This window comes from Haliscomenobacter sp. (assembly GCF_965225875.1).
GTDB lineage: Bacteria > Bacteroidota > Bacteroidia > Chitinophagales > Saprospiraceae > Haliscomenobacter.
Genome location: NZ_CBDDBS010000002.1, coordinates 2,482,392 through 2,499,435 on the forward strand (window position 1 = coordinate 2,482,392; position 17,044 = coordinate 2,499,435).

At 46.4% G+C, this 17,044-nt stretch carries 16 protein-coding genes; 11 read left to right on the forward strand and 5 right to left on the reverse strand.

Translation table 11 applies throughout. The features are described from left to right. Positions 1–138 precede the first annotated feature (138 nt). Both ACO08K_RS12570 and ACO08K_RS12575 read left to right on the forward strand, forming a co-directional pair. Complete coding sequence (locus ACO08K_RS12570) at positions 139–1,146, forward strand: hypothetical protein (RefSeq protein ID WP_421796747.1); 1,008 nt, start codon at positions 139–141, stop codon at positions 1,144–1,146. Continuing rightward, positions 1,139–1,489, forward strand: coding sequence for a low molecular weight protein tyrosine phosphatase family protein (locus tag ACO08K_RS12575; RefSeq protein WP_421796748.1), 351 nt, complete (start codon positions 1,139–1,141; stop codon positions 1,487–1,489). Before ACO08K_RS12570 ends, ACO08K_RS12575 begins: the two co-directional genes overlap by 8 nt. A gap of 52 nt (positions 1,490–1,541) precedes the next feature. On the opposite strand, the gene pgeF is transcribed toward ACO08K_RS12575, so the two are convergent. From pgeF to ACO08K_RS12595, 4 genes are all read right to left on the reverse strand, one after another. Continuing rightward, positions 1,542–2,303: a peptidoglycan editing factor PgeF gene (pgeF, locus tag ACO08K_RS12580; RefSeq protein ID WP_421796749.1), complete on the reverse strand. Its 762-nt coding sequence runs from the start codon at positions 2,301–2,303 to the stop codon at positions 1,542–1,544. 16 nt (positions 2,304–2,319) lie between these two features. Then, positions 2,320–3,255: a tetratricopeptide repeat protein gene (locus ACO08K_RS12585; RefSeq protein ID WP_421796750.1), complete on the reverse strand. Its 936-nt coding sequence runs from the start codon at positions 3,253–3,255 to the stop codon at positions 2,320–2,322. 540 nt (positions 3,256–3,795) lie between these two features. Continuing rightward, complete coding sequence (locus ACO08K_RS12590; RefSeq protein ID WP_421796751.1) at positions 3,796–4,785, reverse strand: SPASM domain-containing protein; 990 nt, start codon at positions 4,783–4,785, stop codon at positions 3,796–3,798. 10 nt (positions 4,786–4,795) lie between these two features. After that, a complete protein-coding gene (locus ACO08K_RS12595) occupies positions 4,796–5,305 on the reverse strand; it encodes an OmpH family outer membrane protein (RefSeq protein WP_421796752.1) in 510 nt (169 codons plus the stop codon). 255 nt (positions 5,306–5,560) lie between these two features. On the opposite strand from ACO08K_RS12595, the gene ACO08K_RS12600 reads away from it, so the two are divergent. From ACO08K_RS12600 to ACO08K_RS12620, 5 genes are all read left to right on the forward strand, one after another. Then, positions 5,561–6,478: a glycoside hydrolase family 73 protein gene (locus tag ACO08K_RS12600; RefSeq protein WP_421796753.1), complete on the forward strand. Its 918-nt coding sequence runs from the start codon at positions 5,561–5,563 to the stop codon at positions 6,476–6,478. A 204-nt stretch (positions 6,479–6,682) separates the two neighbouring features. Beyond that, on the forward strand, positions 6,683–7,366 hold the full coding sequence (locus tag ACO08K_RS12605) for an ABC transporter ATP-binding protein (protein WP_421796754.1): 684 nt from the start codon (positions 6,683–6,685) through the stop codon (positions 7,364–7,366). Between the two features lie 15 nt (positions 7,367–7,381). Then, entirely contained in the window at positions 7,382–8,353 is a 972-nt protein-coding gene (locus ACO08K_RS12610; protein WP_421796755.1) for an HlyD family secretion protein, read from the forward strand. 6 nt (positions 8,354–8,359) lie between these two features. Next, positions 8,360–9,481, forward strand: coding sequence for an ABC transporter permease (locus ACO08K_RS12615; RefSeq protein ID WP_421796756.1), 1,122 nt, complete (start codon positions 8,360–8,362; stop codon positions 9,479–9,481). Positions 9,482–9,618: 137 nt separating this feature from the next. Beyond that, on the forward strand, positions 9,619–10,953 hold the full coding sequence (locus ACO08K_RS12620; protein WP_421796757.1) for a TolC family protein: 1,335 nt from the start codon (positions 9,619–9,621) through the stop codon (positions 10,951–10,953). Here the strand turns inward: ACO08K_RS12620 and ACO08K_RS12625 are convergent. Continuing rightward, the gene (locus ACO08K_RS12625) at positions 10,950–12,278 is read right to left on the reverse strand and encodes a hypothetical protein (RefSeq protein WP_421796758.1); all 1,329 of its coding nucleotides are present in this window, start codon (positions 12,276–12,278) and stop codon (positions 10,950–10,952) included. The genes ACO08K_RS12620 and ACO08K_RS12625 overlap by 4 nt on opposite strands. 113 nt (positions 12,279–12,391) lie before the next feature. Between ACO08K_RS12625 and ACO08K_RS12630 the strand changes: the two genes are divergently transcribed. The 4 genes from ACO08K_RS12630 (at position 12,392) to ACO08K_RS12645 (ending at position 16,925) form a co-directional block, all read left to right on the forward strand. Then, on the forward strand, positions 12,392–13,390 hold the full coding sequence (locus ACO08K_RS12630; RefSeq protein ID WP_421796759.1) for a GSCFA domain-containing protein: 999 nt from the start codon (positions 12,392–12,394) through the stop codon (positions 13,388–13,390). 63 nt (positions 13,391–13,453) lie between these two features. Next, positions 13,454–14,890 (forward strand): T9SS type A sorting domain-containing protein, encoded by a 1,437-nt coding sequence (locus ACO08K_RS12635; RefSeq protein WP_421796760.1) that lies wholly within the window; start codon positions 13,454–13,456, stop codon positions 14,888–14,890. A gap of 119 nt (positions 14,891–15,009) precedes the next feature. Continuing rightward, positions 15,010–15,495 (forward strand): hypothetical protein, encoded by a 486-nt coding sequence (locus tag ACO08K_RS12640; protein ID WP_421796761.1) that lies wholly within the window; start codon positions 15,010–15,012, stop codon positions 15,493–15,495. Positions 15,496–15,680: 185 nt separating this feature from the next. Next, positions 15,681–16,925: an NAD(P)/FAD-dependent oxidoreductase gene (locus tag ACO08K_RS12645; protein WP_421796762.1), complete on the forward strand. Its 1,245-nt coding sequence runs from the start codon at positions 15,681–15,683 to the stop codon at positions 16,923–16,925. The last annotated feature ends 119 nt before the right edge of the window (positions 16,926–17,044 follow it).

Sequence of the window (17,044 nt, forward strand, 5' to 3'; positions counted from 1 at the left end):
TGTAACCGAAGGGAATTAGTTGCGTTATTCAACCGGGCTATGCCCAGTTTTTGGGAGATGCCGCCCTTTCAGGGCTTATTTGCTGAGTTGTAATCTGAGGGGATTAATTACCTTATTCAATTTGTCAAACTAAAATTTATGCGACCATATTTATATCATCTGGTAGTGGGGTGCTTTGGGGTGTTTTCCATTGTGGGTTGTCAGCAAAACGCAGCACCAGTTGACGAAAATGCCCGGCCAATGACATACAGTGAAAAGCAGTTGGAAAGTTTTTTGGATAGTGTAGGGCGTTTGCCGATTGAACCGATGGTGAAGGAAGCAAGGCATTATTCGGATTCGGTGTTTTATGGGATACAGCCATTGGCAGTAAGCTGGAGTGAAGAAGACTTTAGCCGCTTACTGAAAGAGGCAAAAAAAGGATGGGTAAGCGAAAGTCTGGCCCAAAAATACCATTTGAACTACCAAAAAGAAATGCTTCATGAAGGGAAACTCCCAGCCGAATCGTTCATTTTTAACATCCAAAAAGGTGAATTCGCTTTAAGCTTCGGGCCAGGGGCAAGTTGGGGTGCCGAAGTTTATTTTTTCCAAAACTCTCGCTGTATAGCAAAACAACATATTGAGCATCGCTACGGCTTGGAGATAGAACATTACGTAGATGAAGCAGGCAAAACGGTAATATATTACAAGGAAAATTTTGCTAGTGGCACCGGCATCTGGTGGTTTGATTATTACTTTTATCGGTATGAAGAGGGTGAGCTATTGCCTGTTTTGAGCGAGTTACAAAATGGGAATTTATCGATGATTCCAGCATACCGCAGCAAATGGTTGGAATCAACAATCATCGACACGAAGCCACTTACTTTGAAGATGGTGTATTACGTATCTGGTGAAAATGGAGAGTACATCATCAATGACTCTACCAATGTGCAGTATCGCTGGGACTTAAAAGCCAAGATGCTTAAGGGGGATTACGAGCACTCCAAACTGAGCCAGAATCAAGTTTTGGCCTATAATTTGGGTACTGGAAATGATCTTTTTTTCATTAGGGCGCATTATGAAAAGCTCAAACAACTGTTGAAGGATAAGCGCAAACGAAAATTGGTGTTCTATTTTTTAAACGAAGCAAAAGCGGACTTGCATGACTGAACGGCGCAAAATCCTCTTCATCTGCACAGCCAATCGAATGCGCAGCGCGACCGCTGAAAAAATCTACCGGGATGACGTTCGTTTTGAAGTGCAATCAGCAGGTACCCATCAGTTGGCAGATCGGGTGTTGGACAAGGACTTGTTGGACTGGGCGGATGCCATTGTCGTAATGGAAAAGAGCCATCGCAATTTTATCCGAGCAAAATTCCCGGAGTACTATGCGCAGAAAAAAATAGTTTGCCTGTACATTCCCGACGAATATGCCTTTATGGATGAAAGCTTGATTGTACTGTTGCGGAATAAATTTGAAGACGTGTATCAACGGGGGCTACTGGGTAGGTAAGCATCATGAGGAAGCTGAAGTGTTAAAATAATACAAAAAAACATGTTGAGCTTCACCCCTTAAACCCAATCAAATTTACCATCCTGCCCGTCACCCCTTTCTCCTTCCTATACGAGAAAAAGTGTTCATTGTGCAGCACCGTAGAGTAAGGTGAGACTTCAATTTGTTCGGCAGGAACACCCGCGGCCAGCAATTGTGCACGGTTTGCCGCTTTTAAATCCACAAAATATTTCTGCAATGATTCGTCCCAGCGTTTGTGCTCCGCGGCAAAATGATCCGCCACGTCTGCATTAACCTCAAAGGAACATTCATCGATACAGGTGCCAATGTAGGCATAACAATGGCCTGGTTTGGTGCCATACTCTTCCTGCATTCGGATGAGCGTTTTGCGCACAATTTCCGCGGCCGTACCGCGCCAGCCCGCATGAATGGCCGCCACCGCGCGCGTGTGAGGGTCGGCAATGAGGATAGGTGTACAATCGGCGATGGTAACCGTCAAAAAAACATTGGGCATCTGGGTGATCAAGGCATCGTAGCCATCGGTGCGCCCGGGAGCTTCTACTTTGAGCACGGCATCGCCATGTACCTGATAGGAACTGGCAATCTGCTCGGGTTGAAGCCCCAGGCTATTGAAAAAAATGCGTCGGTTTTCTGCTACCACTGCCGGGTCGTCCTCAGTAGAAATCCCCACATTCAGGGCAGCATAAGCCCCTTGGCTAAGCCCCCCGTGTCGGGTGCTTTCCGCAGCAATTAGATCAGGAATGGAAGTAAAAATCAGTGGTTGGAGGTAGCAGTTCCCCGCTAGATTCACCATAAAATCCAATGTACAATTAGTTACTGACGCCTGCTTTTTCGGCAGCTACACTGACGAATTGCAACAAATCGGCAGAAGGCTCCTGAGAAAGCGTCCGCGCTTTGCTGGCAGCCTGGAAAGCTTCTTTGTACTTCCCAATGCCATAAAGTGCCCGACCGTAATTGTAAAAAGCAGTGGATTGCCATGCAGCGTTGGAGTCCTCCGCTTTGAAGGTCTTGTTGGTCACCAGTTTGAGCTCAAATTCTGCCTTGGCAAATTCGTTGAGCTCCACGTGGCACTCTCCTTTCATCCGGCGAGCCCGCCAGTGGATCGGTTGGTGTGGAATCGAAGTTCTGATGGCCATATCCAAGTCAGCAGCAGCAGCAGCGTAGTTCTTCTGGTGTAAATTCACGATGGCGCGCCCCATGTAGGCGTCGGGGCTATGTGGATAGATATCAATACTCTTGGTGAAATCGTACAGGGCATCACCAACGTTGCCCAATTTGTAGTTGACGTACCCTCTCCGCTCGTAAGCTAAAGCGTTGCGGGTGTATTTTTCGATGGCGCTGCTCAGTGCGTCTTTGGCTTCACTTTGTTGCCCTTGAGTCAGGAGTTCACGCCCACGGAGGAAGGACTGAACCGCGGATTTGTCACCTTTGGGTTCAATAAATGCATGCTCTACCAGCGCACCATTGTCCAATTTCCAGGCCCCAATATTGCCTGCAATGGCATATTGAGCGATGGTATCCAACAGGTGTACGGTATTGCGCCAGGATTTTTCGGCAGCGGTGTTGATGATGCTACGAGGAACGTCGAGCATACTTTTTTCCGAGATAAAAACCTCCTCGGGTTTCAGCAGGATGTCGTTTTTGTAATATGTTTCTGCACGTTGCAAAAACATATTGAGTGCGAGCTCAAATGTTCTGTCGGATCCGAACTCCAGATGACCGGACAGGATGATTTTGAATAACATTTTGCTGAGTTTTGAAAGCCTCTTTTAAATATGGTTGCTTACTGTTCAATTGCTTCCCTTGAAAAAATCACTCGGTACATACACAATAGGTAATGCACTACACCAACTGCACAAGCTCAAAATGCGTTAAAGGTGTTCTCGTCAATTCCAAAAGTACGTCATTACTCGATCGCAGTGCTTCAACAGGCGATAGGGTTCACACACTTCAGAAAAAACCAAAAGCAAATAAAAAATCTAGTGGTCTCAAGAAAAAATCCCGCTGGTAGCCTTAGGATGCTACACTTCAACTGCACAAATAGGAAAATCGCTGAGTTATTTCAGCGACGTGAGGATAAAGGTCGCGACTTTCAGCAAACAATACAATCTTTTTCTTTTTATTTTTTTAAACTTTACTTAACAATGACATAAATATGACCGAGTAGAATTTTGGAAAAAACACCGAAGAATATTGTTGGAAAGGGCAAAGAAATGGATGCGACTATTCTTAATCTGTATTGTTGGAATTGGCGGAATAAAATTCGGTGAAAAAAATTAATTCAACTAAGCCCAAATCTTACAACCCTCCGTACAATTGGTACAAATGTCAATTTTATCCCGGCCTTTTAGGAGCTGTTGCCGAAATTCCCGATAAGGTTGTTGTTGCCATACCTCACGAAGGGATTGCTCCTGAAGATTACCCATGCGGTATTGGGCATCTTTGTCAAAACAGCAAGGCACGACCACTCCATCCCAGGTGATCACACAGGCGTGCCACAATTTCCAACAGTGATTGAGCAATTGGTTTTTGATGCGGTAGCTTCCATCGGCTTGTTTGCGGTAGCGGGAGTAGCGATCCTGGTTTGGGATAAGGGGGCTTCCTTGGGCGTAATCGTAAATCTGGGCCGTTTTTAACCTAACCTCATCGATGCCAATTTCTTCGGCCAGTTTGTAAATTTCTGGAATTTGGTGCTCGTTGGGGCGAACCACCAGAAATTGAAAAATCAGGTGCGGCGTTTTTGACTTCAACTCTTTTTTCCACTTCACCACATTGCGGGCTCCTTGGAGCACCACTTCCAGTTTCCCACTTTTGCGGTATTGCTCATACACTTCCTGGGTGCTGCCATCCACTGAAATGATCAGCCGATCAAGCCCGGATTCAATGGTTTTCCGGGCATTTTCTTCATTCAAAAAGTGGCCGTTGGTGGAGGTAATGGTATAGATGCCGCGCTGGGAGGCGTATTGCACCATGCCCAAAAAATCGGGATTGATGTAGGGCTCGCCCTGGAAATAGAAGATCAGGAAGGAGAGATCGCGGTGGAGGTCATCGATGGTTTTTCGAAAAAAATCGGAGCGCAAGTTTCCCGTGGGCCGGGAAAAAGCCCGCAAGCCGCTGGGACACTCGGGGCAACGCAAATTACAAGCCGTAGTTGGCTCAATAGAAATGCTGAAAGGGACACCCCATTGAATTGGTTTTTGAAGCAGGCGACTCAGGTAATAAGAACTCAGCACCTTTGTCGCATTCCAAATTTTCCGTGGGGTGACCCTTAGCATGTTGTCCTTCTTATTGGATGCCCAGTTTGGCTTTGATCACCGGAAACAAGTCTTCCGAGTCTTTAGCAAACAAAATGGCGTTGAAAGAGCTGGTGTCAAAAACCATGGCAAAGCCTTTTTCTTTGGCCGTGTCTTCAATTGCTTTGTTGACCCGATCCAAAATTGGTTTTAACAATGCCTCCCGCTTGTCCGAGATTTGTTTGCGCACCGCTTCTTCATACGATTGAATAGCCGTTTGTTCAGCTTCCAATTGGGCTTGTCTTTCCTGGAGTTTGGCCGGAGAAAAGTTCCCAGATTGTTGATCCTTCAAAAAGGCCAAATACCCGTCCTTGAGCTTGGTGCTCATTTCTTCGCCTTTCGTGACCAAGGCTTTTTGGAAATCTTCCAATTGTTTATCTGCGTCTTTAACCGCAGGCATGGCATTCAGCAAATTGCCATAGTTGAGGTGTCCATACTTTTGAGCTGAAACTGAACCGATTACGGCAAGCAATGCTACAAGAGCCAATGTGATTTTTTTCATTTCCTTAGCAGATTTCAAAATTTTAAGGTGCAAAGTTAGACGGAGTATGCAACTCTCCCAATTATTAAACGCAGATTCTGTGATAGCGTCACAACACTTAAAGAGTATCGTTGGTCTTCTGTGGTTGTATCAGGTGCAAACGAAAAACAAAAAACAAAATGTATTTTTTGTTTGACAAAACAAAAAGTTTTTATTTTATTTGCATTGTTGTTTTTAAAACAAGCTCCGATTATACAACAGCCGAAACATAAAACTATGAAAACTTTCAAACTCGATCACCTGACTGTGGTACAATCCAAGTTACAACAAACCCATCGCGACTTGCGCCGAGCAGTCAACCGCTATTGGTTTCAAACTGCCCTTTGTTCAATTGCGGTATATGGCTTCAGTTCGCGGGAACTCAGCGTAAACCTTCAATTGAACAGCGCTGAGCCAATGGTGCAGATTCAAAGCCTAAGCCCCGGTTCAACATCCAATGCCCAAAAAACCGCTTACACCAAAGAACCATTACATCCTATGAACGTTTCTATGCTCTCTTTTAGCAGCGAGGGGGAGGCAACTGCGCCTCGCTCCTCGGCTGCTTCTAAACCCATAGAGAGCGGGCCGCCCGGGCGGAGCGCCGCTGCCATCACCCGAGCCAATTCCTTAGGCGAACTGGCCAACACCTTCCAAAATGTGAGCTTCCCGGATCAGGACGAGGTATTTGAGCCTGCCACCAAGCGCCAGGCCAAACGACAAAAGCAATTGGCCTATGTGCAGCGCTTTGCGGATATCGCCAAGGGGGAACAAAGCAAATACGGCATTCCAGCTAGCATTACTTTAGCTCAGGGCTTACTGGAAAGTGACGCGGGAGAAAGCCCACTTTCTGCTCAGGCCAACAACCATTTCGGGATCAAATGTTTCTCCCGAACATGTGGCCGGGGGCACTGTCGGAATTTCACAGATGATTCACACAAGGATTTTTTCCGCGTTTTTCCCTCCGCCTGGGAAAGTTTCCGTTCACACAGTATGCTGCTGCAAGGTGCACGTTACAAGGGTTTGAAAAAATTCGGAGCAGACAATTATACCGACTGGGCACATGGTTTGTCTAAAGCAGGCTACGCAACGGACAAAAAATATGCACAAAAACTGATTCACTTGATTGAAGATTTGGAGCTATACCAATACGATTGAGCCAATTCAATTGAGCTTGTACAAAGAATTTTACCATTTTTTTCTGCGCTAATGGGCGAGATGCGAAAGGTTCGTGTCTTGCCCTTTTTGTTTTTTTGAACTTTTTTTTCCAATCCTCTAAACCTTTTCTCCTTTTTCCAGTTTCACATTAAAATACAATGAAAACATAATTTTTCATTGTGAAAAAATTGTAAATCATACCTGATGATTGCCAAACTGGAAAATGTCAACAAAGTATACCGAGTCGGGGATCAGGAAATAGTTGCGCTACAGCCCACCACAATGCAGGTGAATGAGGGTGAGTTGTTGCTGATCATCGGTCCCTCCGGATCGGGCAAAACGACCCTACTCTCTCTTTTGGGCTGTGTGCTCTACCCCACTGAAGGGCGCTTGTGGGTAGACGGACAGGAAATCAATCGTTTGAAAGAAAACCAATTGGCCCGCCTGCGCCTCAACACCATTGGGTTTGTTTTTCAAAGCTTCAATCTACTAGCCCCCCTTTCTGCTGAAGACAACGTCATGATGCCGATGCGTTTGCAAGGTGTTAGCAATACTGAAGGCCGCAAACGCGCTCATGCTGCCCTGGAAATGGTGGACATGATGGACCGGCGCAAACAATTGCCCAAACAACTCTCCGGCGGGCAACAGCAGCGGGTTGCCATTGCGCGTGCCCTGGTAACCAATCCCAAACTGATCCTTTGTGACGAACCTACCGCCTCCCTGGACAAGGACTCCTTGGATGTGGTCATGCAGGAATTGCGTCATCTGGCGAATGAGGGCAAAGCGGTATGCGTCGTTACCCACGATCCACGCCTGGAGCAGTACGCCCATCGGATCGTAGCAGTCAACAATGGAATCGTTACCCAGGTCCAAAAATTTGATCACTAGCCTAGTCTTTATATCATGAAAACAAAATATCTATTCCTCTTTTCTCTGATCGGAGTATTGTGCAGTTGTGGGGGTAAAAAAGATGCAAGCTCAGCTACTGCCGAAAAAGAACCCCTGACCTCCACTGAAGTACCCCTGGATTCCACCATGAAGGTCAAAGAAGTAGTGGGAATCGCCCGCATCGAACCCGATGGCAAAATCATCAGCATCAATGCAGAGACCGCAGGTTTTGTCAAGGAGGTTTTGTTTGCTGAAAATGCCCGGGTAAAAAAGGGTGACGTATTGGTGGTGCTTGAATCTTCAATTGAAAATGCTCAATTGCACCAGACCCAAAGTCGCATCAAAACCCAGCAGGCATCCATCACTGCGACCAAAGCTAACCTGGAGTCGCTCAAGGTGAAACTGGCTAATGCCCAGAATACCTACGAACGCAACCTCAAACTCCTGCAAGGCAATGCCGCCACACAGCAAAGTGTGGATGACAGCCGCTTTACAGTGGAAGATATCCAAAAACAACTCACTGCTCAACAAGCAAACATCCAACAACAGGAAGCAAGATTGGAAGAGCTGAGAGCCGACATCAGCTTGAGCCAAACCCAATTGGGCAAAAAAAGCCTGCGTGCACCTTTGTCCGGCACCTTTCTCTCTTGCGATGTGAAACCGGGAAATTACATCAGCACCTCCACTGTTTTGGGTGAATTTGCCAAAGAAGGCCCATATCTGGCAGTAGGAGAAGTAGACGAACTGTTTGCACTCCGGGTCAAAAACGGCAACAAAGCTTACATCCGCCCACAAGGGGAGCGCAACATCCTTGCACGAGGAACGGTGGTATTTACCGGAGCCTACCTCAAACAAAAATCCCTGTTTTCTGATCGGGCCGACAACCTGGAAGATCGCCGGGTGCGCGAAGTACACGTACGCCTGGAGGACAACAGCCAGGTATTGATTGGTAGTCGGGTGGAATGTGTCATTGAACTAGAAAATTAAAGCATCATGTTCAGAACTGCGCTTCGTTTTTTGCTTTATGACAAAGCCAAGTCTCTTGGTGCGCTCTTTGGCGTGATCCTTTCGGTTTTTCTGATTGGACAACAATGTGGTATTTTTATCTTTTTGACCAACGCCATGTCAGCACTGGTGCGCAACAATCAGCAATACATCTGGGTGGTTGATGACACAACGAATGATGTCAACTCTTTAGCGACCTTGGATATGCGCAAAGCACGCGAGTTAGCGAGTGTGCCAGGCGTTACCCGGGTCAGTCCGTTGGTGCTGGCAGCGGGTGGTGCCCGATTTGCCAATGGCAAAAATGCTGGTGTAGTGCTCATCGGAGTGCAATACCCCGAGTGTGCCGGAGGCCCCTGGATGCTCAGTGAGGGTAGTACGACAGATCTGCTTAAAGATGGCGCCATCATCACGGATGTATTTGACCGCGAAGCTTTGGGGAGTGCCAAAATTGGGGACTACTTTGAAATCAATGGTAAAAAGGTCTTCATTGCCGGAAACACCAAGGGGGTACGTTCATTTGGGGGAACTTATACTTTCACCTCCATTGAAAGAGCCCGCTACCTGGGCAATATCCCCAACAATCAGGCCAGTGCTTTTTTGTTGACCTGGGACCCTAAGGTTTCCCGCGAGCAAGTTATTTTTTACATCAACCAAAACCTGAAAGGGGTACGAGCATGGGCTAGCGAAGATTTCACCCGTGAGACCATCCTGACTGTGTTGAGTTCCAGTGGCATTGCCCTGTCTTTTGGCACTTTGATTGTATTTGCACTAATCGTTGGCTTTGTCATCATTGGCCTGACGCTTTACTCTGCGGCCATCGACCGCATTCGGGATTACGGTACACTCAAAGCCATTGGGGCCACCAACGGCTACATCACCCGCCTCATCCTGATGCAGGCCATGATTTTGGCCATCATTGGTTTTTTGATCGGCTACTTTTTTGTCAATGGCTTTAAGGTCGGAGTCGCTCAGGCGGGTACCATTTTTGAATTCCCTTTGTGGATGCGTTTTGGCTTTTTGGCGCTTACCTTATTCATTGCACTATTTGGCAGCTTGTTTGCCATTCGCAGGATTACCGGATTGGAGCCATCGGCAATATTTAGAACGTAGTAGTGGGGCAAAAATAAGTGTTCATTTTTTCCGAGTCAAAGGATTAGATAAGACACTTAAAATAAACCGTTTACTCATCTAATCCTTTGACAAAATGAATCACTTATTTTTTTTCGCCCCGTAAAACCTCTCAACTCATGAAACCACTATTTTTCACCATATCCTTTTTGACCTCCTTATTCATTTGTGCCCAATCCCCTCGTACCTCGGCTACGCTCGGCAACCGGGTAATTAGCCTGGAGGAAGCCATTACTTTGGGACAGAGCAATAACTTGGACTTGAAAAACCAAAACTTGCAGGTACAAATTGCCCAGGGAGAACGCAACAAAATTGATGCCCGCCGCAGCCCAGTTGTGAGTGCCAATGGTGAATTCCGCAGCAACCTCGTTTTACCTACCACCATCATCCCCGCCGGTGCATTTGGCGGTAGTGGCACTGGCGAAGATCAGAAATTGCGCTTTGGCACTGTATTTAACATCACTGGCGCACTCAATGTCAGTTATTCCCTCATCGACCCTACTTTGCGCACTGATCAATTGCGTGCCGATGGGCAAAGAATGTTGCAGGAAGCCACTTTGGAGAAACAAAAGGCCAATTTTCGGCTCACAATTGCGGAAGCCTGGTACGATGTATTTTTGAAGCAAGAGCAACTCAATATCGCTGAAGAAAAGCTCAAACGGGCGGAGTCCCTTTTACAAATCAGCCAAAACCGCTTCAATGCGGGTGCACTATTGCCCAGTGAAGTACAACGCAGCCAACTGGAAAGGGACAATAGTCGAGCCTCGCGTGATCAGGCGAAAAACAACCTGAGCTTGAGCCGCCAAAACCTGGCCTACCGCGTAGGGTTACCCTTGGAAACAGCTTTGGAAGTGGGTGCCATTGCACCGCCGACCAACGACCTTATTGCGAATTCAACTACAGCAAGTACAGGCCAGCGTTGGGAGCTCAAGGAGGAAGAACAACGCCTGGCCCTTAATCTGCTCGATCAGCAACGCATCAAGGAGCAGTACCGTCCTAACTTGAGTGCCATTGCCAATGGATCGGTGCAACATTTGAGCAACAATTTTGCGGTTTGGGAAAAATGGTTTCCGGCCGTTTACCTTGGGTTGCAGACCAATTTTACTTTGTTTGACGGTAACCTCAAGCAGAAGAACCTGGAAGTTTTGAAGTTGCAAAACCAGGTCAGCCAACACACCATCGAGCGCATTCGCCAGGACATTGGCTACGAAGTGGCTTCTACCCAAACCGCGCTACAAAACAGTGTGGTACAATGGCAAAGTACCCAGCAAAACCTCGCGACGGCGCGCAAAATTTTGGAATTGGAAAAGGAACGCTACGTGGGTGGAAATTTACTTTTTGCCGACTTGCTGAATACTGAATTCTCACTGCGTGAGGCCGAGAACAATGCGCTCAGTGCCTGGTACAACTACCTGGTGGCGAAGTTGCGTTGGGAAAAGGCGATGGGGAATTAATTCAATTCCAGGCCTTTAATCATCAACAAGTAAGTCCGACAAAAATTGGGCAAGGAGCTAAAGTCCACTTCGCTTGCACGGGGACTAAAGCGTGGGAACAGGCCCTTGTTTTCTTCAACAATGTCTTCAATCGCCCTTTTAATGGCACGCCGGTTGATTGTGCCACTGCTGGCATCGATAAAATCGTTTTTGAAGCCCAGCGAACGGAAATACTCCCCTTCAACAATCTGCATATAGAGGTGGAGCAGATCGCGGTCAGGTTTTGGCAAGGCATAATTGAACAAACCCGAACTAACAATGTATCCCGTAATGGATAAGGCTACCGATAGATAACCATTTTCGCAATACCAATCCATTTGGGGCAATTCCGTATCGATGAGCGCTACGAGTTTGTCATGCGTAACTGGAGTAGTGATGCCAAAAGTGCTACGCACCCGGTACATTTCTTTAAAAAGCTCCTCTTTGGGGCGTTCAGACAGTTTTTGCAGGTCTTTCGCAAGAAGGAGGTTTTTATCGATATTCGACTTGTTGTCTTTGGTGAAATATTGCCGTTGAATCCGTTCCAATTCCTCCATCATGTACCCTTCAGGTTTAACCAGATAGTCGAGTTTAAACACCAGGTTCAACAACAAGTAAGCAATGGCGCCAGGGTACTGCTCCCGGTTGAGGGGGCCTTCCATCACTTCGCGGAGGGTACTGCTGATGGCTTCCTGGATAAATTTGTACTTGGCTTCTTTTTCCAGGAGTGGAATTTCCTGCAAGTGATCGGCCTCAACTGCCTGTAACATTTTGAACTCATCCAAGAGGAGGTCGTCCTGTTTATCGGCATTGATGGCCAGTTCCCGCAGCGCCATGTACAACTTGTGTGGCGAAGCGTCGACCTTGGGCGTGTCAAAAAGAATGGTCAGATTATTCTCGGGATCGAGCGCAAAACGACTGAATTGCAGGATAAAGTTACGCTCGATGAGCCGCCGCATAAACCCTACATTCAACGCCTCCGAGTAAGCGATTCTGGATTCCGCCAGAAATTTTGCTTCATTGGCGTAGCCAGTTATTTTTTTTGAACCTTGATAGAATTCAAAACGCAGTGTTCCCTCTTCAGTCCACCAACGAACATTGTCTTCGCGCTCGTCACGCAGGTATTGAAAAAACGCGCGGTAGGCATCCAGGTATTTGTCTTCTTCAAACAATGCCAATGACTGTTCCCAGGCCTGATAATTCAGCGGAGTTTTATAAGAATCCGTGTAGCGGCCAAACTTTATGTCCAATTGAGTTGTGGAAACACCTGTATTGGAAGTTCTGAACAGTCGATCAAATAGGCTCATTAGCAGTTATCAATGATTTTGGCGAGGAAATTTACGATAAATTGAATAAAATTGTTGATTCAATTGGCAAAAAAGCTGTCAGTAGATTTGATGGAGCCACCAAAAGCAGCAAAATGGAGCATTTTCGGAGCATTTTGCCTCCACCCGCTTATCCGTTTCACTTGAGCTATGCCGATCACTTTTTAGGCATCGGTTCTTGTTTTGTCGAACAAATTGGGCAGCGTTTAATGGCGCGTAAGTTTTCGAGTTTGTACAACCCTTTGGGGATTGCTTTTAATCCTTACTCTGTTGCCCTGAGTTTGACCCGAGCCAGCCAGCCCAAAAACCATCAAGTTGCTGATTTATTTGAATACCAGGGGCTTTGGCATAGTTTTGATCACCATGGCAGTTTTTCGGCACCTTCCGCTGATCAAACGCTCGCCAATATTGAATTGGCACAAAGGGCTGCAAACACCCAATTCCAAAAAACAAGCGTATTGATTTTGACTTTGGGCACGGCCAATGTGTGGGACCACCTGGCAGAAAAACGCAGCGTTTCCAATTGCCACAAATTGCCCAAGTCCAGTTTTCAGCAGCGACGCATGGAGCTGCCCGAAATTGTAGAAATACTCGGTGCCACACTTGAATCCTGTTTTGCGGTGCATCCTGAGCTAAAAGTAGTGCTTACCGTAAGCCCAGTTCGTTACCTGCGTGAGGGCATCGTGGAAAATGCCCGCAGCAAAGCCACCTTATTATTGGCTACGGAACAATTGTGTCATGCTTTTGCACAAGTTCATTATTTCCCTGCTTACGAACTTCTGATGGATGACTTGAGGGATTACCGTTTTTACGCGGAAGACCTTGCTCACCCCAGTACTCAAGCGACTGATTATATTTGGGCCTATTTCGCAAATGCGTTTTTTGATGCCGCCACCCAAGCCCAAATTCAGGAGCTGGAAAAACTCAACCAAGCAGTGCAACATCGACCACTGCATCCAGATACTGTCGCTCATCAAACATTTTTACATCAACAACTTGAGTACATTACACGTTTGGAGAATAAGTATCCCACATTGGACTTTTCGGCTGAAAAGTCAATTTTTCATCAACAACTAAAGGGCGATAAAAAATAAGTGCTCATTTGGCTCAAGAAAAATGAGCACTTATTTTTGCCCACAACTAAAGTCATGAAGCCCATGAAAAAAGCATTACTCCTTTTAAACCTAAGCCTCGGTATACTGCTCTTGACCACCGGGGCGCTTGCCCAAAGTCGCCTGATCAAAACCCGCCCGATGGGTACTGTGACCAAAAATGAATTGGTGCAGGCCTATGGCCCACTGGTGCAATACAGCATCACCACTTATAAGGTTTGGTACCTCACTACGGGTATTGATGGCAAGCCAGATACGGCTACGGGCTTGGTCGTTTTTCCGGTTGTGGAAGATAAATCACTTCCGCTCCTTTGTTATCAACATGGTACCGTGAGTGGCCCCAGCGATGTGCCTTCCGAACGCCGGGGCGGCTGGGAATTGGCTGGAGTTGGAGCAGCTTTGGGCTATGTTGCCCTTGCTCCCGATTATCTGGGGTTAGGAGAATCCCGTGGTTTCCACCCTTACGTGCATGCTGCTACCGAAGCCAGTGCCGCCGTCGACTTGCTGTACGCTACCAAAGAATTTGCCGAAAAGTTAAAATTCCCACTCAATGGCCAATTGTACCTAACTGGATACTCCCAGGGCGGGCACGCTTCAATGGCCTTACATCGGGAATTGGAACGCAATTACAGTCAGATTTTCCCGGTAACTGCTGCTGCACATTTGTCGGGCCCCTACAGCATTTCCGGCGAAACCTTCAAACGCTTGCTCAGTGATGAGCCTTATAATTATGTAGGGTATACGGCCTGGGTCGCACTATCGTACAACCAGATGTACAAGATCCACGACAATGTCGAAAAACTGCTCAAGCAACCCTATGCCGATATGGCCATGAAATTTTATCGCCGTGAGATTGATCTGACTGAACTCAATCGTGGGTTGATCGATACCCTGACCAAGCGCCATGGCAAACCCATTTCTCGCCTTATGTTTCAGGATAGTTTGTTGGAAAATGTCTCCAAAAATCCAAATCACCCCTTCTTGTTGGCCATGCGTGATAACGATGTATACGATTGGGCCCCAAAAGCACCTACCCGTATCTTTTATTGCAAAGCAGATGATCAGGTCACTTATCGGAATAGTGTATTGGCCGACTCAATCATGCAACTACGGGGAGCAAAGGATGTCAAATCAGCCGATGTGCAGAGCAATGCAAACCACGGGCAATGTGTTCAACCCGCCGTGTTTCAAACTGTGTTTTTCTTTGCTACGGTACAAGCACAGATTGCCACTAGCACGCGTGATTTACCTACCTTACCCGTTCGCATGTACCCCAATCCCGCCCGTGAATTTACCCGCCTGGATGGCTTACCCAAATCAGGGCAGGTAATATTGTCCAATGTCCAAGGGCAAATTGTTTTTCGCAGCATCATCAATAATCCCTACATGGACATTCCCCTGCAAGGTTTGAGTAAAGGAATCTATTCGGTACAACTGCTTTCCGCGCAGGGAATTTGGCACAACAAGCTATTGGTGCAGTAAAGCATTGGATTCCAATGTTAAGTTTTTGCCGGGCTATTTACTTCTTGGGTTTTTCCCTTTACCTTTGTGTTAATTGAATGTAAACTATTTTTTAATTGCATGTAAAAAGTCAATTTTTAATGGGAAAGAAAAAGGTAATGGAGCCCATTCCAGAAACACAAATCAAAGAAGTTACTCCTGAACGTAAAAAAGGAGCTTCTGCCAAACCAAAGGAAGCCAAAAAACCTGTTGCAAAAGTAAGTAGCCCCAAAGCTGGAGCTTCAACCAAAGCAAAAGCCAAAGCCAATTTGACTACACCAGTTTCGCCAACCCCAGATGCTGTCAGCAAAAAAGCGAAGGCAAAAAAAGAGAAGGCTAAAGACAAAGCCAACTCAAAAGCAAAACTGGAGGCCATCAAGCAGAAGATCAAGGCGCTTAAAAAGCAATGGGTTACTGCGATTGAACAAGTTGATGAATTGAAAAAAGCCTTTAAAAAGCTGAAGAAAAAAGAGGGCAAGGACAAAGCGAAAGCCAGTTTGGATGCCAACTTAAAAAAAGCAAAGGCTGAGCGCAAAACCTCGAAAAAAGCTTTTAAAGCTGCTAAAAAGAATAAAAAAGCAGCTTAAATCTGCTTTTAGACAAGGTCTAAGAAAGATTTATAGTAGCTATTGATTCATAATGGTTGGTAAGTTATCGGCGCGGGGGGCTTGTCCCTCAGGCGCCGTAACTGTTTTTACAACAACTAAAGTCTTGGGTTGTTGAAGATGATGCTTTGCAAGCTTTTCCCGATATTACCAAAAATTCTACTACTTTGAATCTCAAAACTGATGTCTGCATCATGGGAGCTGGCCCAGGAGGGGTGGCTACTGCCTTGAAATTAAGCTACTTGGGCATTCCTTGTATTTTGGTGGATAAAGCCACTTTCCCCCGCGATAAAATCTGTGGCGACGCCATCAGTGGCAAAGTAACCACCTTGCTCAATCGCCTCGATCCCGAGATCATGCAGCGCTTTCACGCCGAACCCATTCAAACCGACGTTTGGGGCGTACGTTTTGTAGCGCCGAACCGCAAAAAACTGGATATCCCCTTTAAAGCCGGGTATGTCCGCAATGAAAAAATGGCTCCTGGCTACGTCAGCAAACGTATGGAATTCGACAATTTTTTGATCGAAGAAGTAAAGCGGCGGGATAACATCCAACTTTTATTGGAAACGCCCATTGATGCCTATGAGCGGACCGACCTGGGATTCCGCCTGCACAGCAAGCTCAAAGACGTCCACATCGATTGCCAGCTCCTGATCGACGCATCAGGTGCCCACTCTCCCTTCAGTCGACAATACGCGGGACTGGAAAAAGACCCCAAACACCATGCCGCAGCTGTACGGGCCTACTACCGCAATGTGAGTGAGATTCCCACCGACAACTTTATCGAATTGCATTTCATCAAAAATGTTACCCCCGGGTACTTCTGGATTTTTGCCCTGCCCAACGGTGAAGCCAATGTAGGCATCGGTATGCGCAGCGATATTGTCAAAAAACGGGGTGTAAACCTTCGCGAAGAATTGGCCCGCATCATCGCAGAAGATCCGGCGATCAGTCCACGTTTTAAAAATGCGGAACTGATTGGCAAGTTTGAAGGTTATGGCCTGCCCTTAGGGTCTAAAACCCGTCGGATTTCTGGCGATCATTTCATGTTGGTAGGTGATGCCGGACACTTGATTGACCCACTTACCGGAGAAGGCATCGGCAATGCCTTCTATAGTGGCATCATTGCTGCGGAACAAGCGGTGCTATGTTTGCAGGAGAAAAATTTTTCTGATATTTTTTTAATTGCATATGATGTTCGTATTCAAAGAGTTTTAGGCTCCGAAATGAAGCTAAGTTATAAAATGCAGCAGATTGGAGGTAACCCTTCACTATTAAATTTCGTATCTAATATCATCGATGGCAACCGAAAAATCCTGGAGTATTTTTCGGCGATGTACACCGATTTCGATTTGCGCGAAAAATTGGTCAAGCCCTGGTTCTGGATTAAAATGTGGTTAAAAAAAAGCTAAAATTTCAAATCCAAACAACCAAATTGGCCCAAATCGAGTCTATTAAGTTATGAGTTTGTAATTTTTTGAAAGAAATACTGCCGATTTCACATTTTCTTAGCGATTGTGCTAGAATTTTA